The organism is Aquabacter cavernae, from assembly GCF_003993795.1.
Taxonomy (GTDB): Bacteria; Pseudomonadota; Alphaproteobacteria; order Rhizobiales; family Xanthobacteraceae; genus Aquabacter; species Aquabacter cavernae.
In genome coordinates this window covers 62,341-83,929 of the sequence record NZ_RWKV01000007.1, presented here as the reverse complement: position 1 = coordinate 83,929, position 21,589 = coordinate 62,341, and the positions used below count along the sequence as shown (strand labels likewise).

17 protein-coding genes are annotated in these 21,589 nt (G+C 69.0%); 1 reads left to right on the top strand and 16 read right to left on the bottom strand.

Annotation, left to right across the window (positions count from 1 at the left end; all coding sequences use genetic code 11):
* Nucleotides 1-20: 20 nt before the first annotated feature.
* The gene (locus EJJ38_RS04685) at nt 21-2,267 is read right to left on the bottom strand and encodes a hypothetical protein (RefSeq protein ID WP_127088967.1); all 2,247 of its coding nucleotides are present in this window, start codon (nt 2,265-2,267) and stop codon (nt 21-23) included.
* An 89-nt stretch (nt 2,268-2,356) separates the two neighbouring features.
* A complete protein-coding gene (gene wecB / locus EJJ38_RS04680; protein WP_127088966.1) occupies nt 2,357-3,529 on the bottom strand; it encodes a non-hydrolyzing UDP-N-acetylglucosamine 2-epimerase in 1,173 nt (390 codons plus the stop codon).
* Between the two features lie 74 nt (nt 3,530-3,603).
* Here wecB and EJJ38_RS04675 point away from each other — a divergent pair, with 74 nt between their 5' ends.
* Nucleotides 3,604-4,641, top strand: a complete 1,038-nt coding sequence (locus EJJ38_RS04675; RefSeq protein ID WP_127088965.1) for a DUF4434 domain-containing protein — start codon at nt 3,604-3,606, stop codon at nt 4,639-4,641.
* Here EJJ38_RS04675 and EJJ38_RS04670 read toward each other — a convergent pair.
* The 14 genes from EJJ38_RS04670 to EJJ38_RS04605 form a co-directional block, all read right to left on the bottom strand.
* Entirely contained in the window at nt 4,635-6,803 is a 2,169-nt protein-coding gene (locus EJJ38_RS04670; protein WP_164738409.1) for an NfrA family protein, read from the bottom strand. The two genes, EJJ38_RS04675 and EJJ38_RS04670, sit on opposite strands and share 7 nt — an antisense overlap.
* Nucleotides 6,804-6,996: 193 nt before the next feature.
* On the bottom strand, nt 6,997-7,806 hold the full coding sequence (locus EJJ38_RS04665; protein ID WP_127088963.1) for an SDR family NAD(P)-dependent oxidoreductase: 810 nt from the start codon (nt 7,804-7,806) through the stop codon (nt 6,997-6,999).
* Nucleotides 7,807-7,899: 93 nt separating this feature from the next.
* The gene (locus EJJ38_RS04660; RefSeq protein ID WP_245454110.1) at nt 7,900-8,892 is read right to left on the bottom strand and encodes a Bug family tripartite tricarboxylate transporter substrate binding protein; all 993 of its coding nucleotides are present in this window, start codon (nt 8,890-8,892) and stop codon (nt 7,900-7,902) included.
* Nucleotides 8,893-8,945: 53 nt separating this feature from the next.
* The gene (locus tag EJJ38_RS04655) at nt 8,946-9,659 is read right to left on the bottom strand and encodes an SDR family NAD(P)-dependent oxidoreductase (RefSeq protein WP_127088962.1); all 714 of its coding nucleotides are present in this window, start codon (nt 9,657-9,659) and stop codon (nt 8,946-8,948) included.
* Between the two features lie 3 nt (nt 9,660-9,662).
* Nucleotides 9,663-10,445: a citryl-CoA lyase gene (locus EJJ38_RS04650; RefSeq protein WP_205666104.1), complete on the bottom strand. Its 783-nt coding sequence runs from the start codon at nt 10,443-10,445 to the stop codon at nt 9,663-9,665.
* On the bottom strand, nt 10,442-11,980 hold the full coding sequence (locus EJJ38_RS04645; RefSeq protein ID WP_127088961.1) for a class I adenylate-forming enzyme family protein: 1,539 nt from the start codon (nt 11,978-11,980) through the stop codon (nt 10,442-10,444). The genes EJJ38_RS04650 and EJJ38_RS04645 overlap by 4 nt, the downstream gene beginning before the upstream one ends.
* Nucleotides 11,980-12,777, bottom strand: a complete 798-nt coding sequence (locus EJJ38_RS04640) for an IclR family transcriptional regulator (RefSeq protein WP_164738408.1) — start codon at nt 12,775-12,777, stop codon at nt 11,980-11,982. The genes EJJ38_RS04645 and EJJ38_RS04640 overlap by 1 nt, the downstream gene beginning before the upstream one ends.
* A gap of 283 nt (nt 12,778-13,060) precedes the next feature.
* Nucleotides 13,061-13,849, bottom strand: a complete 789-nt coding sequence (locus EJJ38_RS04635; RefSeq protein ID WP_127088959.1) for a FadR/GntR family transcriptional regulator — start codon at nt 13,847-13,849, stop codon at nt 13,061-13,063.
* A gap of 117 nt (nt 13,850-13,966) precedes the next feature.
* A complete protein-coding gene (locus EJJ38_RS04630; protein WP_127088958.1) occupies nt 13,967-15,547 on the bottom strand; it encodes a class I adenylate-forming enzyme family protein in 1,581 nt (526 codons plus the stop codon).
* Between the two features lie 52 nt (nt 15,548-15,599).
* Complete coding sequence (locus tag EJJ38_RS04625; RefSeq protein ID WP_127088957.1) at nt 15,600-16,475, bottom strand: MaoC/PaaZ C-terminal domain-containing protein; 876 nt, start codon at nt 16,473-16,475, stop codon at nt 15,600-15,602.
* On the bottom strand, nt 16,472-17,443 hold the full coding sequence (locus EJJ38_RS04620) for an NADPH:quinone oxidoreductase family protein (protein WP_164738407.1): 972 nt from the start codon (nt 17,441-17,443) through the stop codon (nt 16,472-16,474). The genes EJJ38_RS04625 and EJJ38_RS04620 overlap by 4 nt, the downstream gene beginning before the upstream one ends.
* Before the next feature lie 35 nt (nt 17,444-17,478).
* A complete protein-coding gene (locus tag EJJ38_RS04615) occupies nt 17,479-18,738 on the bottom strand; it encodes an acyl-CoA dehydrogenase family protein (RefSeq protein WP_127088955.1) in 1,260 nt (419 codons plus the stop codon).
* 39 nt (nt 18,739-18,777) lie between these two features.
* Nucleotides 18,778-19,848 carry a phosphotransferase family protein gene (locus EJJ38_RS04610; protein WP_127088954.1) on the bottom strand — a complete coding sequence of 357 codons (1,071 nt, stop codon included), beginning with the start codon at nt 19,846-19,848 and terminating at the stop codon, nt 18,778-18,780.
* 73 nt (nt 19,849-19,921) lie between these two features.
* A complete protein-coding gene (locus EJJ38_RS04605) occupies nt 19,922-21,133 on the bottom strand; it encodes an ABC transporter substrate-binding protein (protein WP_127088953.1) in 1,212 nt (403 codons plus the stop codon).
* Nucleotides 21,134-21,589: the final 456 nt, after the last annotated feature.

The following is a 21,589-nucleotide window of genomic DNA, read 5'->3' as shown; positions in this document are numbered from 1 at the left end:
CAAGGTCACTCCCGTCTTCATCAGTGGCCCGACTGGTTCCGGCGACGCGCCGCGCGCGCCCGCAGCAGCAGCAGCACGAACAGCAGGATCCCCACGCCCACCGCGATGGGCCCCCACATGCCGCGCTCCAGCCAGGCTTTGCGCAGATAGTCCATGGGGCGGTCGGCAACCGCCGCCACCGCGCTCTGGGTGTTGATCTGCGCCACGGTCCCGCCGGCGTCGATCACCGCCACATCGCCGGTGCCGAGCTGGAAGGCCGCGGCCGAGGCCGGGCCGCTGCCGATGGTGCGATAGTCGAGCCCCACCTTGCCGGCGGCGGACACGGCCTGGATCACCGCCAAGCGGTCGAGGCCCGCCACATCGAGCACCGGCTGATCGTCACGGCCGGTCAGCACCAGCCGCTCGCCGTCCAGGCGCACCTTCTGCTTCGCGCCCTCCACTGCCACGTCGAAGGCGAGGAAGTTGGCGGACGGCACATGGGCGGCCCCGTCCTTGGCCACCACCAGGCGGGCCTGCTCGGGCGAGACGCCGGTAGCCGCCACCAGCGACACGAGGCGCGACAGGCTCTTGGACGGAGCGCGGCCATAGGCGGGCGGCACCACCAGATCCACCGGGCCCGACAGGCGCGCGATGACGCCCACGAAGTCCGTGGAGGTGGCCTCGGTGTCCGCCACGAGGCGGCTTGAGGGGAGCACGGCCACCGGATAGGCCTGAGGCGTCTCGCGGCAGCGGTCGCCCATGGGCTGGCGCTGGAACGACACGCGCAACACGTTCACCGGCGCGAGGGCGTAGAAGGGAATATCGACGGAGAGATGCTCGGGCGACCCGTTCGCGTCCATATTGCGCGCGCCCAGCAGATAGTCGTTGAGGAACACCGACGCCACGGGCCGCGAGGTGGCCGCGCCCGGCGCCGCCGCGAGGTCGAGGTCGAGCCGCGAGGGCAGCCCGCCGCCGGACACCGCCTTGCCGAGATCGAAGGTAGCCGTCCAGTCGCCGCGCACCATCACGTCGAAGCTGCCGGGAACGCCGCCAAGCCGCGAAATGGGAATGGAGCGCACATCGCCCGGCACGGTGGGGCGGGCCACCGCCACCTTCACCGCCGCCGTCTGGAGCGTGCGGCGCCACGTATCGGAGAGTATGCCGGCCGCCGGCGCACCCGCCGCCGCGTCCACCACGATCACGGACCGGCCGCCCAGCATGGCGATGCGCAGGTTGCGGCCAGCGGGGTCGGCCTCCGCAGTGAAGCTGGAGGCGCGCCACGCCTCGAAGGCGGAGGACGCCTCCGGACCACGGGCGGCGATCTGGGTGCGCAGCGCATCGGCGGCGGCGGTCAGCGCGCCGCGCAGCGCGTCGTCGGAGATGACGATGTCCGCGCCGATGGGACCGCGCCCCGCGAACATGAGGAGCGCGCCCAGCTCCGCCGCGTCGGCGATCTTGTGACGACCGCCCGACGACAGCGCGGCGAAGGCGGGAATCCCCTTCAGCGCGGCCGGAATCTCCAGCCCCGCGAGGTCCACTTCGGCGCCCACCTGCGGCAGGGTCACGAAGGCCACGCGCTTGCTCGCCCGCTCCAGCACCGTGCCGATGCGCCAGGCGGCGTCATAGCTCTGGTCCGGCAGGGCGCCGGGCGCCAGCAGCACGCGGGTGGTGGGCGGCAGGGCCGTCCAGCCCGTGGCCAGATCCCGCACCGCGTTGCGGTCATAGCTGTAGGTCAGGCGGGTGGTGGGCAGCACCTCCAGCACGTTGCCGATGGAGCGATCATCGAAGCAAAGCTGCTCGGCCACCATGGACGCCCAGGCGACACCGAGCTGCACGAAGCCGGAACTGCGCGGCGCATCCGCCACCGCCAGCGTCACCGAGGCGTCGCCCCGCGCGGATGTGGGGGAGCTTGCCGACTGGGGCGTGCCGTCCACCGAGGCGACGAAAGAGGTGCGCCCGCCATCCCCGCGCAGATAGCGCGCATCCAGCGCGATCACCCCGTCGCGGATGGGGACACCGGCGGGAACCGGCAGGAAGAGGGTCCGGCGGGCATCGGTGCCCGAGAGATTGATGGGCTGCTCGATGCCGAGATCCGACAGAGCCACCGAGACCGAGACATCGCCGTCCGACAGGGCCTTCAGCGCGTCGGGCAGGGTTTGCGTGGCGGCCGGCGCTGGCGCGCCGCCTTGCGCGAAGGCCGGCTGGGCAAGGACGAGGCCGAGCGCTGCAAGCGAGGCCGACGCGGTGGCCCGTGCGAAGGTGGTGAAACTGGTCATACGCGCGCTCATGTTCTGTCTCTCCTCCCGCGGCCCGGCCCGGTGGCCGCAGTGGCGGTTGGATCCTCTTGGATACAGCCGAAATTGCGACTTTAACTTGCTCATCGGCCCGTCCCCCACTCCTGAAGCTCGCGGGCACGCAGGGGATCGAACGGTTCCGGATCGCGACCCGCCAGGGCCGCGACGATGCGTCCGCACGCCTGCCCGTCGCCATAAGGATTGGTGCGGCGAGCGAAATGCGCGTATCGCTCGCCGTCGTCAAGCAGGGCAGCGACCGCACTGGCGATCCGATCGGCATTCGTCCCCACCAATTCCACGGTTCCCGCCGCCACCGCCTCAGGCCGCTCCGTAACATCACGCATCACCAGGACCGGCTTGCCGAGGGAGGGCGCCTCCTCCTGCACGCCGCCCGAATCGGTGAGCACCAGATGGCTCCGGCGCATGAGGTAGACGAAGGGCAGATAGTCCAGCGGGGGAATGAGATGGACGTTGGGCAGGCCGTCCAGCAGGCGGTGAACCGGCTCGCGCACGTTGGGGTTGAGATGAACGGGATACACGATCTCCACGTCCGACCGCGCCGCGATGCGCGCCAGCGCCTCGCAGATGGCGATGAAGCCACCGCCGAAATTCTCGCGCCGGTGTCCGGTCACCAGCACCAGCCGCCGGGTGGGATCGAGGAAAGAGAAGTCCTGTTCAAGGGAGGCATGCAGGGCGGCATCCCCATCCATGCGGGCCACCGCCAGGAACAAGGCGTCGATGACCGTGTTCCCCGTCACATGGATGCGACCCGACAGGCGCTCGGCGCGCAGATTGTCGGCGGCGACGGGAGTCGGCGCGAACAGGAGGCCGCACAGGCGGTCGGCCACCTGCCGGTTCATCTCCTCCGGCCAGGGCTGGGCGAGGTCATAGGTGCGCAGGCCCGCTTCCACATGGCCCACGGGAATGCGGCGATGAAAGGCGCACAAAGCCGCCGCCAAAGCGGTGGAGGTGTCGCCATGCACCAGCACCCTGTCCGGCTGGGCGGCCTCCAGCACCGGATCGAGCGCGGCCAGCACCCGGCCCACCAGGCCGTTGAGCGTCTGGTTCGGCACCATCACATCCAGGTCGTAATCGGGAGTGATCTGGAACAGCGCGAGCACCTGGTCCAGCATGGCCCGATGCTGGCCCGTGACGCAGACAAGGGAGGTCAGACCGGACTCCGCCTCGATCGCCTTCACCAGGGGCGCCATCTTGATGGCTTCCGGGCGCGTGCCGAACACCGACAGAATGCGCATGATCCCCTCTCCCTCCCCTGCCCGGCATTGGGCCGGGCTCTCCCTTTCACCATCCAGAGTAGAACAAGGATGGCATGACATCTTCTGAACACAGGATCCAGGCCGGCATCAAGCCTGCTTCAGCGCGGGGCCTGCACCACGCAACCGGACGCCGCGCCGTCATGGCGGGGCTGGCGGGCGGGCTGCTCCTGTGCCTTGCCGGCTCGGCGCGCGATCCCTGGCGGCTGGCGCGCCCCTTGGATGGCTCCTTCATCCAGCCGTGGCGCGATGACCTTTCCCTGTCCAGCACCAAATGGGCGGAACGGGTGGCCGACGCCCGGCGCCTCGGATGCCCCGACCTCATCCTGCAATGGACCCGCCACGGCTCCGACTACACCCTGGACGGCGACCTGCTTGTGCGGCTGCTGGATTTCGTTCTGGCGGCGGGCTGCCGCCTCCAGCTGGGCTTGCCCTACGACCCGGATTATTGGGCGGTTCTGGAGGGGCGCGGCGCCCGCACGCGCGCCGCTTTGCTTGCCGCCGCGTCCGAGGAATGCAAGCGCTTCATGGCGGCTGCGCCGTTCGCCGGTCATCCGGCCTTTGCCGGCTGGTACATGCCCTATGAGCTGGATCAGGCGAGCTGGGCGAAGCCGGAGGATGTGGCGGCGCTGGTCGCTTTCCTGCGCGACGTGCGGCAGGCGGGCGGGGACACGCCCATGGCCTTCTCCTGCTTCCACAGCCGCAACGATCCCGGCCGCACGCTCCTCGACCTGTGGCGCGCTCTGCCCCCGGATCTCGGCCTGCGCCCCATGATCCAGGATGGAGTGGGCGTGTTCGGCCTCTCCAATTACCGGCTGCTCGCCCCTCTGTTCGCCCATCTGCGCGCCTTCGGAATACCCTTCGACGTGGTGGTGGAGCTGTTCGCGCAAAAGCCCGCGGATCATCTCGAACCCGGCGCCTTCGCCGCCGATGCCGCCCCTTTCGCGCGCCTGTCCGCGCAACTGGATCTGGCCGCCGCAAGCGGAGCGGAACACCTCATCGCCTTCGCCCTGCACCCCTACATGACCGGCCCCGCACCCGGGGCCGGCCAGCTTCTGGCCTCTTACGGTCGAGCCTTAGCGTTGGATCAGTAGGAGACGAAGGCGCTCGCGAACACGCCCTCCGCGCGCGCATCCCCGGCGAGGCGCCAGCGATATTGGAGCGTCAGGTCGAGATAGGACATGGGGGCGGTATATTCGCCCTCGCGGAACCAGAAGCGCAGGTTCGCCCCCGGCCCCGCCCCCATCGCGCCCGGCGTCGCCAGCACCGAGTCATAGGCGCCGCCGATGGCGAGGAAGGGGGTGAAGACGATGCGGTCGCTGATGGGATCGAGCCGGTAGGAGCGCCCGAGCCGGGCCTCGAAATTGCCGATGGTCTCGGGATTCACGGCGAAATAGTCGCCCTCCCCATAGACCTGCCAATAGAGCCAGTCCGGCACGTCCACGCGCAGATCGGAGCCGTCGCCCGTGGAATAGGCGACGCGGAACAGCCAGTCGGTGCGGGCATATTGGCCCACCGGGAAGAGGTGGCTGATCTCCAGCACCAGATTCTGGTCGGTCAGCGGCTTCCAGCGCGCGCCCACGCTGCCCTGGACGGTATCCCACCCGGTCGCGCCGTCATTCTCGTCGTAAAGGGTCTCGAAGGCGCGGAAGAACAGCTCGAACAGCGCGCCGTTGCGATAGCCGATGACCGGCGGGCGCCAATAGAGTTCCACGCCCGCCTGGATGGAATGCCCGACCCCGGGCGGCGGGGCGAAGACCGTGCTGGGCATGACGCCCACCGCGCCATAGCTCACCGAAGAATAGACGCCCCAGCTGCGCTCCATGTCCGCCACTTCGCGCTTGATGCCGAACACGGTCTGGGGCGGCAGCGAGAGCGTGCCCGCGCGGTTGGCGTCGATGGCGTCCTTGAAATAGGCGATGGCCTCCTCATTGGCCACTTCGCGCTTGGCCACATAGGCGGCATCCAGCAGAGCCGGACCGCGCAGCTCGCCAAACGCCTTGGCCCGGTCGAAATAAGCGAGCGCCTCCTGGTCCGCCCCCACCTGATTGGCGAGATAGGCCACATCCAGGGGCGGGAAAGAGACGAACACTCCCGCCGACATGTCGGTGAGGAAGCGCTGGTGCGCCTCGTCCTTGCGCTTCAGCGCCACCAGTTCGCCGATGGCGCCGCGCTCCATGGTGGCGCGGTCGCCCGCCGAGCGGGCGGTGGCCGAGCCCAGCTCGAAGGCGGCGAGCGCATCGTCGTGGCGCTCCAGGGCCTGGAGCGCGAAGGCACGGCGGGCCGCCACGTCATAGCTGCGCTCGCGGGCGAGAGGCGCGAGCGCGTCCAGCGCCCGCTGGGGATCCTTGGCGGCCTGGGCGGCATCCGCCAGCGACAGCCGGGCATTGCGCGCCTCGGCGGCGGGCAGGCTGCCCTCCCGGAGCGCGGCGGCGAAGTCCTGGGCAGCCAGGGCCTGCCGCCCGAGCTTCTGATAGGCATAGGCCCGCTGCACCAGCAATTGCGCCTTGCGCGGCACGCGGGCAAGCGCATCGCCCGCGGCCTGCACCGCCTCGTTGAAGCGCCCGGCGGCGGACAGCGCATTCACCAGAAGTAGGCGATAGGCTTCGTCCTGCGGCGCGGCCGCCACCGCCTCGCGGGCGGCGGTCACGGCAGCGGCATAATTCTTGGCGGCGAACGCCTTGTAGGCCGCATCGGCCGCCGCATAGGCCGCCGCTGACGGGGCACTCGCGGAAGCGGACGCCTGGGGAGCCGGCGCCTTGCCGCCGGGCGGCGGCGGGGGAGCCTGGAAATCCACCTCGCGCGGGCCGGACGGCTGTGCGGGCGCCACGGCGGGCGGCGCCGGTGCGGGGGTCGCCTGCTGGGGCGCCGCAGGTTGGGGCGCGGCAAGTTGGGGGGCCGCAGGTTGGGCGGGCGGCTGAACCGGCGCGGGCGGCGGGGGTTTCAGCCGGTCCGCGATCTCGGTCTCGCGCTCGGCGAGGCGCGGGTCGCGGATGTCCATGGCCTGGGCCTGACGCACCGCCGCCTGTGCCTCGGCGATGCGCCCGCCCGCGATGAGGGCATCGATAAGCAGGAGGCGCCAGCGCACCACTTCGGGATTGATGGCGAGCGCGGCGCGCACCTTGTCCGCCGCCTGCCCGTAATCGCCGGCCGCGAAGGCCTTGTAGGCGTCGTCAGCCAGGGTCCAGGCAGGACCGCTCACATCCTGGGCGCGGCCGGGCCCGGCGGGCGCCAGGGCCAGGGCCAGGGCCAGCATGGACGCCCCCGCCCACCGCCGCAGGAGCGGGGCGGCACGTTTGGATACATCATTGCGAATCGCGACGGTCATGGTGCTGACCGTGCGCGAACGCGGTTAATCCAGGGTTAAGGTTAACTTGCCATTTCTCAAGTCATAGCAAGGGGTAGGAAGGTTTTCCGCTGCCCCAGCAGGCAATGCCCGGGCCCTGTCCTCAGGCCTCCGGCCGGCGGGTCGTGGCGGCCAGCCCGCCATCCACCAGAAGCTCGGTGCCGGTAATGTAGGAGGCCCTGTCGGAGGCCAGGAACAGCGCCGCCTCGGCCACGTCGAAGGCGGTGCCCATGCGGCCCAGCGGGCACTGGCCGGCCCGCCGGGCCTTCATGGCGGCAAGGTCAGCCCCGTCATAGGCGCCCGCTACCGTCTTCTCGATGCGCGGCGTGTCGATGAGGCCGGGCACCACCGTATTGGCGCGGATGCCGTACGGCGCATTCTCCACGGCCAGCAGGCGCAGATAATGGATGAGCGCAGCCTTGGTGGCGCCATAGGCCAGATGGGGATAGCCCACCTCGCGCAGACCCGCGATGGAGGAGGTGGCGAGGATCACCCCCGCCTTCTGCGCGCGCATGGCGGGCAGGACCGTGGTGGCCGCCACATGCAGCGCGGTGAGGTTCGCGTCGCTGATGCGCCGCCAGTCGGCCCCGGACGTCTCCACGGACGGCCCGGCCTTGCCGATCCCCACGTTGAAATACAGCACGTCGATGCGCCCGAACGTATCGAGCGTGCGGGTGAGACAGGCGATGAGCGCCGCGTCGTCGGACACGTCCACTGCTTCCGCAATCCCCTCCCCGCCCCCGGCGACGATCAGGTCGCGGGTTTCCTGCGCGGCGGACAGTTCGCGATCCGCCACCACCACGCGCGCGCCTTCCTTTGCGAAGGCGACGGAGATGGCCTTGCCGATGCCCCAGCCCGGCCCGATGGAGCCGCCGCCGAGCACGACCGCGACGCGATCCTGAAGTTCACCCATGACCTCTTCCCTGCCCTGTTCCCTGACCTGAACCGAACTTAAGCGTTCGCGGGGCGCGCGCATCGGCACGCGCCCCGCGAACCGCCCGCATCCTCACTCCTTGGGAATCTTCGCCTCTTCGATGACGGCCTTCCACTTGGCAAGTTCGGCAGTCACATGCTTGGCGAGCGCGTCGGGCGCACCGCCTTCCACGATGCCGCCGCCATCGGCGATGAACTTCGCCATTTCCGGCTTCTTCAGCAGGTCGTTCACCGCCGTGTTGACCTTCGTGACGATCTCCTTCGGCGTGCCGGCGGGGGCGAACAGGCCGAACCAGGCGGTGGCCTCGAACTTGGAGAGATCCGCGCTCTTGGCGGCCTCGGCGATGGTCGGCAGGTCCGGCGCCAGCGGCGAGCGCTTCTGGGTGGTCACGGCCAGCGCCTTCACGCGGCCGGCGGTCACCTGGGGATAGGCGGAGGGCATGTTGTCGAACATGAGGTCCGTCTGCCCGGCCACCACGGAGGTGAGCGCCTGGGAGCTTCCCGGGAAGGGAATGTGGGTCATCTGGATGCCGGTCTGCGCCTTGAACATCTCGCCCGACAGATGCGTGGAGGCGCCGATGCCGGAGGAGGCGAAGTTCAGCTTGTCCGGGTTGGCCTTGGCATAGGCGATCAGCTCATCCACCGAGTTCACCGGCAGGTCCTTGCGCACCACCAGGATGTTGGGGATGGAATCGATCCACACGATGGGCTCGAAGCCCTTCACCGGATCGTACTTGGCGGCATTGCTGAGATTGGGCGCGATGCCGTGGGAGGAGACCTGCCCGAAGAACAGGGTGTAGCCGTCCGGCTTGGCGGCGGCGGCCACCGTGGTGCCGAGAATGCCGCCCGCGCCCGCGCGGTTGTCCACGATCACCGGCTTGCCCAGTTCGTGGGTCAGCCCTTCCGCGATCTTGCGCGCCAGCAGGTCGGTCGCCCCGCCCGCCGAATAGGGGACGATGATGGAGAGCGCGCGCGTGGGCCAGTTGGGCTCCATCTGCGCGGCGGCCGGCGTGGCGCAGGCGGCGACCGCAATGGCGGCCATGGCGTATTTCAGGCGTCGAAGCATGGTTTCCCTCCCTTGGGATTTTGGTTTGGGTTGTCGTTTGAAAACGGCTGGGCTCAGGCGAGGCCCACGGTCATGCCCCCGCACACATAGAGGACCTGCCCGGTGACGAAGCCCGCGCGCTCGGAGGCGAAGAAGGCCACCGCCTCCGCCACGTCCTCGGCGGTGCCGAGACGTCCCACGGGCACCCCGTCGATGATGGCCTTGGTGCGCGGGGAATCGGGCGGGTTCACCGCCTCGAACAGGCTGGTGCGGATGGGCCCCGGCCCCACGGCGTTCACCGTGATGCCATGGCGCCCCAGTTCCAGCGCCCAGGTGCGGGTCATGCCGTGCAGCCCCGCCTTGGTGGCGGCGTAGGCGGTGCGCAATTCCTTGCCCAGGGCCGCCCGGCTGGAAATGTTGACGATGCGTCCGAGCCCGGCCGCCTTCATGGCGGGCAGCACCGCCTGCGCGCACAGGATGGGGGCCTTCAGATTGATGGTGGAGACCGCCTCCAGGCTGTCCGTGGTGGTGTCCTCCAGGCTCGCCGGATTGACGATGCCCGCATTGTTGACGAGCCGCGTCACCCGCCGCCCTTCCACCGCCTTCGCCAGAACGGCGCGGGTGGCGTCGAGGTCGCGGAAGTCCGCCTGGAAGTAGGTGTCGAGCGCGTCATGCTCGGGCGGCACCACGTCCACCACGAGCACGCGCAGGCCATCCTCAGTGAGGCGGCGGGCGATGGCGGCGCCGATATTGCGGCTGCCGCCCGTGACCAGTGCGAAATCGCTCATGGCTCAGGCCTCGTAGGGGATGGTCTTGTCCACCAGATCCCAGATGAAGCGGGCGCTGGGGCGCTCGCGCTCTTCCGCGATATGGGCGACGAGCCCGGCGGTGCGGCCGAGCACCGAGAAGCCGCGCATCAGGTCCACCGGAATGCGCATCTCGCCCAGCAGCGCGGCCACCGCGCCCGTGGCGTTGATGGTGATGTGGCGGCGTGCCTTCTCATCCACCACCTCGGACAGGAGCCGCAGCGCCTTCAGGTATTCCCCATCCAGGCCATTCTCCGCGCCGATCTCCAGAAGGCGCAGCGCGCGCGGATCGTCCGGCTTGTGCAGGTGGTGGCCGAAGCCCGGCATGAACACCTTGCGGGCCTTGTGGTCGTCCACCAGCGCCTCGGCGAGCGCGCGGCGGCCCTCGGGCGGGGCGGCGACGACCTGCGCCAGGAGGCGGGCATTGTTCTCCACCGTGCCCACGAACTGGCTACCGACCGCCATGAGGCCCGCCGCCACGGCGCCCTGGAGGTTCTCCGGCGCGCTCATATAGATGGAGCGGGTGGCGATGGCGCTCGGCGTGAAGCCGTGCTCCATCATGGTGATGAGGATGACGTTCATCACCCGCAACTCGCCCTCGCCGATCTCGCGGCCGAGGATGTGCGCCATGGCCTCGCGCACGAAGTCAGGCTGGCTACCCGGCTTCAGGATGTCGTCCACGAGGCTCTTCTCGCGGTAATAGACGGCATCGAGGGTGTGATGGCTGAGGGCCGTGGTCGGCGTCTTCATGCTGGGGCCGGAGGTCATGAGCGCACCTTTTCCTCTTGTTCGCCTTGCTCGGTCTCGCGGGCGACGTGGTCGTCCACCAGCGCCTGCTTCTGGAGCTTTCCGTAATTGTTGCGCGGCAGACGGTCGTAGACGGCGATGGTCTTGGGCGCCTTCACCGAGCCGAGCCGGTCCTTCACGAAGCGGATGATCTCCTCCGTGTCGGCGGTCATCCCCTCGCGGAGCTGGATCGCGGCATGGACGGATTCACCCCACTTGTCGTCCGGCACGCCGAACACGGCGCAGTCCGCCACCGCCGCGTGCTCGGCGATCACCGGCTCCACGTCCACGGGATAGACGTTGAAGCCTCCGGTGATGATGAGGTCCTTGGAGCGGCCCTTCAGATAGAGGAAGCCGTCTTCATCGAACTGGCCGAGGTCGCCCGTATGGAGCCAGCCGTCGATGATGGTCTCGGCGGTCTTCTCGGGCTGGGCCCAATAGCCGGTCATGAGCAGGTCGCCGCGGATCACGATCTCGCCCAGCTCGCCCTGAGGCAGGATCGCGCCGTCCGCGTCCATCACCGCCACGCGGGTGAGAATGGTCTCGCGGCCCACGGAGGCGCGCTTGTCCGGGTCGGTCAGGTCCTGCGCCGAGATCATGGTGGCGATCTGCGGGGCTTCCGTCTGGCCATAGGTGGAGGCGATGCGCGGCCCGAACACGGACTGGGCCTCGGCGATGGCGTCGGGGCGCATGGGGCCGGCGCCGTAGACGAGGTTGCGCAGCTGGTCGAAATTCGCCCGCCGGGCCTCGGGAAGCTGCATCATCATGTAGATGACGGTGGGCGGCAGGAAGGTGGTGGAGATGCCGTCTTCCGCCAGCGTGCGCAGCACTTCTTCGGGGCGCGGCTGGTCCTTCAGCACCAGCGTGCCGCCGCTCGCGAAAGTGGGCAGCAGATAGGTGGAGGTGCCGTGGGTGATGGGCGCGCTCGCCAGCAGCCGGTCACCCTGCTCCAGGCCCCAGGCGAGGATCTGGGTGATGATGTTGGTGTTCCAGGCCCGGTAGGGCTGCATCACGCCCTTGGGCTTGCCCGTGGAGCCGCCCGTGAACTTGATGGCCTGCGTGGCATCCAGCGGCAGCGCGTGGAAGCGGGGCGCCGTGCCCTCATGGGCGCGCACGAGGCCGCCCGTGGTATCCGCTCCGCCGATCGGATCGGACACGATGAGGCGCGCGCCGGTGCCTTCCACCAGATGCCGGGACTTGGCGTCCACGATGACGATGCTCGCCTGGGTGAAGGTGACGCTTTCGCCGATCTCGGCCGCCTTGTTCTTGGGATAGAGCGGCACCCAGACCTTGCCCGCCGCCAGCACTGCCACCCAGGCGGCGATGTGCTCCAGATGGTTCAGGCAGCAGATGCCCACGCGCGAGCCGGGGGTCGGGTCGAGGGCCTGCAGGCCAGCTGCGAGCGCGGAGGCGCGGGCGAGAAGCTCGCCATAGGCGAAGCGCTCCTCGCCGAACTCGACCGCGATCCGGTCCGGCGTCCGGGCGGCCTGGCGGTAGAACAGGTCGATGGGATACATCAGGCGATATCCATGGCTGTGAAACCGGCCGCGCGAACGGCCGTGTGGAGCACCCGGGCGACGTCCCTGCGCCGCTCGGGATTGAGGCGGGAAATGGTGTTGGTGAGCGACGCGGCGCACACCAGCGCGCCGGTCTCGGAGAAGAGCGGCAGGCCCACGGCGCCGATATCCGGGATGATCTGGGCGTTGAAGGCGTAGCCCGTGACGGTGAAATCCGCGCAGGCGTCGCGCACGAAGTCGGCGGTCAGCGTCCCGTATTTGCGGTAGCGCTCGCTCTCGCGCCGGATGATGGCTTCGCGGTCCTCCTCCGGCTGCGCGGCGAGCAAGGCGAGGCTCGCGGCGCCGGCGCCCAATGGGCGGCGCGAGCCCACTTTCAGCGTGTTGAGGAGAATGTCGGATTCCCCTTCCACCACGTCCACGCACAGCGCTTCGCCGCGCGAGACCACGGACAAAGTGGCGATGCATCCGACCTGCGCCTGCACCGCCTCCAGCACCGGCCGCAGGCGCTTGCGCAGGGCCAGGAATTCCAGGTCGCTGCCGGCGCGGGCAACGATCTCATAGGGCATGATGCCCAGGTGATAGAGCTTGGTGTAGGGATCGAAGCTCAGGAAGTCCTCGTCCACCAGCACCGCCATGAGGCGATGGGCGGTCGCCACATGGATCCCGGCGCGCTTGGCGGCGGAACTCAGCGTGATGCCGTTGCGCCCCCGCTCGGCGATGACCGCGAGCAGGCCCAGCGCCTTGGAGAGCGAGGACCGGGCTGCATCCGGTGGCAGCTTTTCCGCCAGGGACGACACATTCACCTCCCAGGAAACCGTCTTCTTTTGATTGAGAGGAACCATAGCGCCGAGGTCCGGCCTGTCCACGCCGATTTATCACCCTGCGATATTTTGTTTTTCATTAGATGAGAAACATCCCGGAATGCGGGAACCCGCCCAAGCAGCCACGCGCACGTCGGCGCGCCATGGCCGAGGCGATGACCGCAGGGGAAATCCAATGATGATGGGATGAATGAAGGCGCAGGCGAGCGGGCGGAGCCTCGAAAGCCCCCGCCGGCACAACCGCTCCAGAGCGAAAGCCCTAAGGCGTGCTTTTCAGGTCTTCCGCATAGGCGCGGTCGATGGGCTGGTCGATGGATTTGTTGATCCGCTCGAAGCCCTTCTTCCAGTCATTGATGTGCCGGCGCATCCAGAGCGCGGCGTCCGCCTTGTCCTTGCGGCGCAGGGCATCGACGATGGCGGCGTGGGCCTGCACATTGCGCTGCGGCGCCTCCGCATTGCGGCGGAACAGCATCTCGGTAGTGGGGAAGAACAGCTTGTTTTCCGGCTCGCGGGCGAACTGAAGCACCCGGTTGCCCGCGCCCTTGGAAAGCAAGGCGTGGAACTCGATATCGAGCAAGGCAAGCTGCGCGGGCTTGGCGAGGGCAGTGCGCGAGCGCTCCAGATTGTCCTCCAGCTCGGCAAGGCCCTCCGGCGAGATACGCTCGGCGGCCAGTTCCGCCACCATGGTCTCGATGGCCATGGTGGCCTCCCACAGCTCGCGGAACGTGATCTCGTTCAGCACGAAGGCGCGGCTCACATCGCTCACGAAGCTGTCGTAATGGGGCACGGCGGCATGGAGGCGGCGCTTGGAATCGCGCCGGATCAACCCGCTCTGCTCCAGCAGGCGGATGCCCTCGCGCACGGTGGAGCGGTTGACGCCGAACTGCTGCACCAGCTCCGCCTCGGTGCCGATGGCCTCGCCCGGCCGCACCTGGCCGGAGACGATCTGCTGCTCGATGGCATCCGCCACCAGCTTATATCCCGGCGCGATGGTGATGGGCTTGAACACCCGGGAGCCGGACCTGCCGCCCTTGACCTCCGCTTTCATGGTGCTGACCGCCCTTCCTTCAGACCAAGCCGGAAACATCCCGGAACGGTTTCCGCCGGGCATCCCACCTGATCCGATCAGCCTCTAATCCGCCTGTCGGACAATGTCGAGCCGCGCTCATGCGGGGGCGCCCGCCACCGCGCGGCTGCGCAGCTCGGCTTTCAGCACCTTGCCGTTGGCGTTGCGGGGCAGGCCGTCGCGCAGGAAGGTGATGCGGTCCGGCACCTTGTAGTCGGACAGGCGGGCGGCGCAGAACAGGCGCAGGCTGTCTTCGGCCACCCCCTCCTTCGCCGTCACGAAGGCGGCCACGCGCTCGCCCAGCACCGGGTCGGGATAGCCCACCACCGCCGCCTCGCTGACGCCGGGATGGTCCACGATCACGCTCTCCACCTCGGCGGAATAGACCTTGTATCCGGCGCGGTTGATCATGTCCTTCTTGCGGTCGAACACCTTCAAATAGCCCTCCGCATCGATGGACCCCACATCCCCGGAGCGCCAGTAGCCGCCCGTGAAGCCCGCCGCGTCCGCCTCCGGATTGCGCCAATAGCCCGGCACCACGGAGGCGCCCGCGATCCACAATTCGCCCGCCTCCCCCGGCGCCACCTCGCGGCCCGCTTCGTCCATCACGCGGATATCGGCGCAAGGCAGCACCTTGCCCACGCAGTTCAGCCGCTCCATGGGGGCATCGGCGGGCAGGATGGCCACGGGCGAGGTGGTCTCCGTGGAGCCGTAGACGTTGAACAGGGTGAGCGCCGGGCTCTTGGCCTTCAGGCGCAGCGCCACCGGTTCTGGCATGGGCGCACCGCCGAAGGCGCCGACCCGCCAGCTCGACAGGTCGAAGCGGTCGAACTCCGCATCCAGCAGGCACAGGCTGTACATGGCCGGCACCATGAGCGTGGCGCTCGCCCGCTCGCGTTCCGCCAGTTCCAGGAAGGCGCGGGCCTTGAACTGCGCCATCATGATGAGGCACGCGCCCGCCGACAGCGCCGTATGGATCACCCCCACCAGCCCCGTCACATGGGCGCAGGGCACCGCCAGCACCACGCGATCGGAAGATGTCAGCCCCAGCGCGCCGCGATAATGCAGGCAGGAATGGATGACCCCGAAATGGGTCAGCACCGCCCCCTTGGGCCGCCCCGTGGTGCCGGAGGTGTAGAGGATGCAGAAGGGGTCGTCCTCGTCCAGCCGCGCCGGGGGCGCGCTGTCCCCGCCGTCCCGCAACAGCGCCTCATAGCTGTCGGCACCGGGCACGGCGGCGCCCACCACCACCGTGTGGCGCACGCTTGCCATGTCGGCGGGCGCGGGCACCTGACCGGCGCAGCTTTCGTCATGGAGCAGCAGGGCCGCCTCGCTCTGGGTCAGGGCATAGGCGATTTCCGGGGCGCGCTGGCGGATGTCCATGGGCACATGGATGGCGCCGAGCCGCCCGCAGGCGAGCGAGACTTCAATCACTTCCGGCCGGTTGCCGATGAGCGTCGCCACCCGGTCGCCCTTGACGATGCCACGTCCGCGCAGGCTCGCCGTAAGCCGGTCCACGGCGGCATCCAATTGGCCATAGCTGATGCGCCGCTCGCCGGCCACGAGGGCTGGCGCGTCCGGGGCGTCAGTCACACGGGCGCGGAACATGGCATCCACAGTGGCGGGGCGCTCCGCGAAGGTGGGCACGAGCCGCCCGAAATGGACCTCGCGTCTGATCATGGCTTCCTCCTCGATCGTCTTTTCGGCTCCCGCGCATTCGAGGCGCAGGGCGTCAGCGGTCCGTCAGCAGGGCGATGCCCTGGTCCATCACCACGCGGTCGTCCACCAGCGCGCGGAAGCGCGTCTCCTGGCCGTCCGCCCAGATTTCCGTGCGCACCGCCTCGCCGGGAAAAACCGGCGCGGTGAAGCGCGCATCCATCATCACAAGGCGCGTCGGGCTTCCCTGCGCCACCGTCTCCACCAGCGCCCGGCCCACCACGCCATAGGTGGCGAGGCCGTGCAGGATGGGCCGGGGAAACCCCGCCGCCCGTGCCATCTCCGGGTCCGCATGAAGCGGGTTCAGGTCGCCGGACAGGCGGAAGATCAACGCCGCGCGGAGCGAGGTGGCGCGCGTCACCACATGGTCCGGCGCCCGCGCGGGAATGAGGGAGGGCGCGCGCGGCGGCCGGGGCGCGGGCGTGGCCTCGAACCCGCCATCGCCGCGCGCCAGCACGGTCTGCGTCACCCGCGCGAGGGTCCGCCCGCTCTCCACGTCGTTTATGTCCCGCCGGCTTACCACCAGCGCGCCGCGCTCAGTGCCCAGATCCTCCACCGTGATCACGCCGCCCTCCGCCGTGACACGGCCTTCGGCGGGCAGCGGCGCCAGGATCTCGATGCGCTCAGCCAGATGCACCACGCGGCTCGCATCCAGCCCCGTGTCCAAATCGCGATACCAGAAGCCCGGATAGGCCATGAAGCTCGCGAAGGTGGGCGCCACGGACAACCGCTCCTCCAGGAGGAAGCCGAGCTGCCCCTCGTCCAGCGGGTCGTCGCCATAGCCGATGCCCAGCGCATAGAGGATGCAGTCGCGCGCGCCATAGGCGTGGGTGATCGGCGGGAAGCGCAGCGCCCGCAGCCGGTGGGGATCGAAGGCGCGCGCCCGGCTCACGGCTCCAGCACCACCTTGCCCACGGTCTGCCGACCCGCCAGGGCTTCGAGCGCGCGGGGCGCCTCGGCAAGCGGGAAGACATCGCGCACCAGGGGGGCGATGGCGCCCGCTTGCTTCAGGGCGAACAGGTCCGCAAACACCTGCGCCACCCGTTCGGGATGGTGGCGGCGATAGTCGCCCCAATAGACGCCCATGGCGGCGGCATTCTTCAGCAGCAGGCGGTTGGAGGGCAGTTCGGCGATGCTGCCGCCTGCAAAGCCCACGATCACCAGCCGCCCGCCCCAGGCGAGACAGCGCAGGCTGTCCAGGGCCACCTTTCCGCCCACGGGATCGACGACCACATCCACCCCTGCCCCGCCAGTGATCTCGCGCACCCGCTCCACCAGCGGCTCGGTGCTGTAGTCGATGGCATGCTCCGCCCCCATGGCATGGCACAGGGCGAGCTTCTCCGCCCCCGCCGCCGTGGCGATGACGCGGGCACCCCAGTGGCGGGCCAGTTGGATGGCCGCCGACCCGACGCCGCCCGCACCCGCATGCACCAGCACCGTCTCGCCCGCCTTCAGCCCCGCCCGGTCCTTCAAAGCGAGATGGGCGGTGGGGTAGATGACCGGCAGTGCCACCGCCTCGCGGATCGGGAAGTCATCCGGCACCGCCTCCGCTCCCAACGCGGGAATGGCGGCGAATTCGGCGAAGGCGCCCTTGTCCAGCAGCGCGCAGATGCGCTGGCCCACGCGGAAGCGACCCTGGGCGCCGGTCTCGACCACGGTGCCCACCACCTCGATGCCGGGGATGAACGGGGGCAACGGCTTCACCTGATACTTGCCGCGGATCATGAGCGTATCGAGGAAGTTCACCCCCGCCGCCTCCACCCGCACCACGCATCCCTCGGGAGAGGCGACGGGAATGGGGCATTGGGTAAAGGACATGGCTCCGTCCTCGGTGATCTCCTCTACCAGCCATCCGCGCATCGCCATCTCTCCGTTTTCAGTGCTCTCACGGGCGCTCAGGCGTGGGCCGCGGGCGGCACCAGATAGGCCGCCCCCTCGCCCCGCCGGGCCTTGCTCTTCTTGATTTCCGCCCGCGCGATGGTGCGCAGATGGACTTCGTCCGGCCCGTCAATGAAGCGCAGCGCCCGGCCCCACGTCCAGAGGAAGGAGAGCGGCGTGTCGGGGGTGAGGCCCATGGCGCCGAACACCTGGATCGCCCGGTCCACCACCTGTGTCTGAACCCGCGCCGCCGCCACCTTGATGGCGGAAACTTCCAAGCGCGCCGCCTGGTTTCCAGACGTGTCCATGAGCCATGCGGCCCGCAGCACATAGAGGCGCAACTGGTCGATCTCGATGCGCGACTGGGCGATCCAGTCCTGGATGTTGGCATAGTCCGAGAGGGTGCGGCCGAAGGTGCGCCGCTCCTGGGCGCGCTCCAGCATCAGGTCGAGCGCCAGTTCGCACTGGCCGATGGTGCGCATGCAATGGTGCACCCGCCCCGGCCCAAGCCGCGCCTGGGCGAGCGCGAAGCCCTGCCCTTCCTGGCCCAACAGGTTGGCGGCGGGCACGCGCACATTCTCGAACACCACCTCGCAATGCCCCTCCGGCGAATGGTGGTGCATGATGGGCACGTCCCGCACGAGGCGCAGGCCGGGCGTATCGAACGGCACGATCACCATGGAATGGCGCGCATGGGCATCGGCATCGGGGCGCGGGTCCGACAGGCCCATGACGATGACGAAGCGGTTATGGGGATGCTTGGCGCCGGTCATGAACCATTTGCGCCCGTTGACCACATAATCGGAGCCGTCGCGAACGATGGTGGTCTGCAGATTGGTGGGATCGGAGGAGGCCGTGTCCGGCTCGGTGATGCCCACGCAGGACCGGATGCGCCCTTCCAGCAGCGGCAGCAGCCATTGCGCGCGCTGGTCCGGCGTCGCGAACAGGTGCAGCAGCTCCATGTTGCCGGTGTCGGGGGCGTTGCAGTTGAACACCTCCGCCGCCCAGGGCACCCGGCCCATGATCTCCGCCAGCGGGGCATATTCCAGATTGGTGAGGCGCGTGCCCGGCTCGTCATCGTGCAGTTGCGGCAGGAACAGGTTCCACAGCCCGTCCTCATAGGCCTTTGCCTTCAGGCGCTCCACGATCTCCAGGGGATAGCGCCCCTCCTCGCAGGCGTGGTGCCACGCGGTGTTGGCGGGCAGGACATGGGCGCGCATGAAATCCTGAAGGCGGGTGCGCAGCGCCTCCACCTTCGGCGAATAGGCGAAATCCATCCTCGCAATCCTCTTTTGCTGTCCGGGAGCGGCGGGCGCTCAGCGCGCCCCGCCGTCGATCAGCGCCACCGCGTGGCGCGCGAAATTCTGGGAGAGCCGCCCCACCGCCGCCGCCTCGCCGGAGGCCGCGTTTCCCTGCTGGGCGCGGGCCGCGATGCCCTCGAAAATGACCGCGTAGCGGAACAGGGCGAAGATGCGGTGGAAGGCGCAGAAGCGCTCCGCCTGCCCGCCCGCCGCGCCGTACCAGCCGAGAAAGTCCTCGCGGTCGGGCAAGTCGAGGCCCGCCAGATCAAGGCCGAGCAGGCCGCCATACTCATCCGGGCGGGTATCCCAGGCGACGCCGAAATGGGCGATGTCGGCCATGGGATCGCCGATGGTGGACAATTCCCAGTCCAGCACCGCCACCACGCGCGGCTCGGTGGGATGGATCATGAGATTGCCGATGCGGAAATCCCCATGGACGATGGTCGCCTCGCCCCCTTGCGGGAAATGGCGCGGCAGCCAGTCGATGAGGCGCTCCACCTCGGGCAGGTCGCGGGTGCGCGACGCATGCCACTGGCGCGTCCAGCGGGCCACCTGCCGCTCGAAATAGCCGTCCGGACGGCCATAATCGGACAGGCCCGCCGCGCGCCAGTCCACCGCATGCAGGCGCGCCAAGGTCTCGGCGGCCGAACGGTAGATGGCGCGGCGCTCCTGGGGCGCCGCATCGGCGAGGTCGCACGCCGCGAACACCCGCCCCTCCACGCGCCCCATCACATAGAAGGGCGTGCCGATGACCGAGCGATCCGCGCAGAAATGCACCATGGGCGGCACCGGCACGTCACTGCCCGCCAGCGCCGCCTGGATGCGGTGCTCCCGGTCCACCGCATGGGCGGAAGGAAGCACCTCCCCGCCCGGCTGCTTGCGCAGCACCAGCCGGTGGGTGGGGCTGTCCACGAAGAAGGTGGGATTGGACTGCCCCCCAGAAATATAGGTCACCGAGACGGGCCCGGAGAAACCGGGAATGGCGGCGGCCAGATGACGCTCCAGCGCGGGAATGGCGAGCCGGGGCGGCGCGGGGGCAACGGGGCCCGTGGGAACAGCGGGGCTCATGGGAGCGAGAGCGGTCATGGGATGCGGGCCGTCATAAAGTCTCGATGGTTCGGGCCCGCGCCCGGCCGGGAAAGGCCGGGCGCGGGACGGGTCAGCTCTTCACCAGCGGGCATTCGCTGCGCGAGAGGGGGCGGAAGGCTTCGGCCGCCGGAATGGTGCGCAGGATCTTCAGATAGTCCCACGGACCCTTGGATTCTTCCGGGGTCTTCACCTGCGCCAGATACATGTCGTGGATCATCCGGCCGTCGGGGCGGATGGAGCCGTTGCGGGCGAAGAAGTCGTCGATGGGCAGTTCGCGCATCTTGGCGGCCACCACGTCGCCCTCGGTGGAATTGGCCGCCTTCGCCGCGCGCAGATAATGCAGCACCGCCGAATAGACGCCGGCATGCAGCATGGTGGGCTTGCGATTGCCGCCCACCCGGGCCGACCAGCGGGCCGCCCAGGCGCGGTTGCGCTCGTCCATGTCCCAGTACCAGCCGTCCGTGAGCAGCAGGCCCTTGGCCTGGTTGAGGCCCAGCGCATGGATGTCGGTGATGAAGATCACCATGGCGGCGAGGCGCTGCTTGCCGTTGGCAATGCCGAACTCGTTGGCCTGCTTGATGGAATTGATGAGGTCCGCGCCGGCATTGGCGAATGCGATGACATCGGCGCCGGAAGCCTGCGCCTTCAGCAGGAAGGAGGAGAAGTCGGCATTGTTGAGCGGGTGGCGCACCGAGCCGAGCACCTTGCCGCCATTGGCGACGACCACTTCGCTGGCGTCGGTCTCCAGCGAATGGCCGAAGCCGTAATCCGCCGTGATGAAGAACCAGGTCTTGCCGCCCTCGGCCACGACGGAGCGGGCGGTGCCGTTGGCCATGGCGTAGGAATCATAGACCCACTGGAACGAGGTGGGCGAGCATGCCTTGTTGGTGAACACCGTGGACGCCGAGCCGGTATTCAGCAGTACCTTGTTCTTCGCGCGGGTGATCTCCTGAACCGCCAGCGCGATCGCCGTGTTGGGCGTATCGACGATGGTGTCCACATTCTCCTCGTCGATCCATTTGCGGGCGATGTTGGCGCCCACGTCGGCCTTGTTCTGGCCGTCGGCGGACACGATGGAGATGGGCTTGCCGTTGATGGTGCCGCCGAAATCCTCCACCGCCATCTTCGCGGCTTCGATGGAGCCGACGCCAGTGAGGTCGGTATAGACGCCGCTGAGATCGGTGAGCACGCCGACCTTCACGCCCCGCGCGGGAATCTCCGCCGCCGCAGGCACGACGAAGGCCAGCGCCGCGCCAAGGGCGCACGCCAAGACACGTTTCATCGGATTTCCTCCCAGGTTTTCTTCTTTGGGCATGATTTTCATGCCGTCCTATTGTCGGACAAACGGATTATCTGCTCCATCTTGCGCGCCTGTCAACCGCGCGCCGTGGCGTGGGACGGGGCGCCGCGGAACGCGCCAAGCGGCCCGTGTACGGGCGCCGCCGAGACAGTTTTCTTAAGGAGGGATGATCCTGCTGGCACAGGCCGATGCGTCACCGGCGGCCGCATGGAACAGAATCCCCGATTTACGGAAAGGATTCTATCCCTCGGCGTTCATCCTTAAGCCGCGATGCGCTTTTGATGGGAGGAGACGCCGATGGCTGATGCCCCAAGTGTTGGACACGCCATCCATTCCGTCGAAAGTGATCACGCGCCCACGCTGTCCGCGCTCCTGCTTCCGGGATCCGGCAGGCGGGCAGTCGGCACCGGGTCTGCAGTGCGCAGATCCGAACGTGAC

Excerpts from the sequence above, each read along its gene's own strand:
- EJJ38_RS04615 (WP_127088955.1), bottom strand. The coding sequence starts at position 18,738 with ATGGATTTCGCCTATTCGCCGAAGGTGGAGGCGCTGCGCACCCGCCTT.
- EJJ38_RS04660 (WP_245454110.1), bottom strand. The coding sequence starts at position 8,892 with ATGCTTCGACGCCTGAAATACGCCATGGCCGCCATTGCGGTCGCCGCC.
- EJJ38_RS04630 (WP_127088958.1), bottom strand. The coding sequence starts at position 15,547 with ATGATCAGACGCGAGGTCCATTTCGGGCGGCTCGTGCCCACCTTCGCG.
- wecB (WP_127088966.1), bottom strand. The coding sequence starts at position 3,529 with ATGCGCATTCTGTCGGTGTTCGGCACGCGCCCGGAAGCCATCAAGATG.
- EJJ38_RS04605 (WP_127088953.1), bottom strand. The coding sequence starts at position 21,133 with ATGAAACGTGTCTTGGCGTGCGCCCTTGGCGCGGCGCTGGCCTTCGTC.
- EJJ38_RS04655 (WP_127088962.1), bottom strand. The coding sequence starts at position 9,659 with ATGAGCGATTTCGCACTGGTCACGGGCGGCAGCCGCAATATCGGCGCC.
- EJJ38_RS04620 (WP_164738407.1), bottom strand. The coding sequence starts at position 17,443 with ATGCGCGGATGGCTGGTAGAGGAGATCACCGAGGACGGAGCCATGTCC.
- EJJ38_RS04610 (WP_127088954.1), bottom strand. The coding sequence starts at position 19,848 with ATGACCGCTCTCGCTCCCATGAGCCCCGCTGTTCCCACGGGCCCCGTT.
- EJJ38_RS04635 (WP_127088959.1), bottom strand. The coding sequence starts at position 13,849 with ATGAAAGCGGAGGTCAAGGGCGGCAGGTCCGGCTCCCGGGTGTTCAAG.
- EJJ38_RS04685 (WP_127088967.1), bottom strand. The coding sequence starts at position 2,267 with ATGAGCGCGCGTATGACCAGTTTCACCACCTTCGCACGGGCCACCGCG.
- EJJ38_RS04650 (WP_205666104.1), bottom strand. The coding sequence starts at position 10,445 with ATGACCTCCGGCCCCAGCATGAAGACGCCGACCACGGCCCTCAGCCAT.
- EJJ38_RS04665 (WP_127088963.1), bottom strand. The coding sequence starts at position 7,806 with ATGGGTGAACTTCAGGATCGCGTCGCGGTCGTGCTCGGCGGCGGCTCC.
- EJJ38_RS04645 (WP_127088961.1), bottom strand. The coding sequence starts at position 11,980 with ATGTATCCCATCGACCTGTTCTACCGCCAGGCCGCCCGGACGCCGGAC.
- EJJ38_RS04675 (WP_127088965.1), top strand. The coding sequence starts at position 3,604 with ATGACATCTTCTGAACACAGGATCCAGGCCGGCATCAAGCCTGCTTCA.
- EJJ38_RS04670 (WP_164738409.1), bottom strand. The coding sequence starts at position 6,803 with ATGCTGGCCCTGGCCCTGGCCCTGGCGCCCGCCGGGCCCGGCCGCGCC.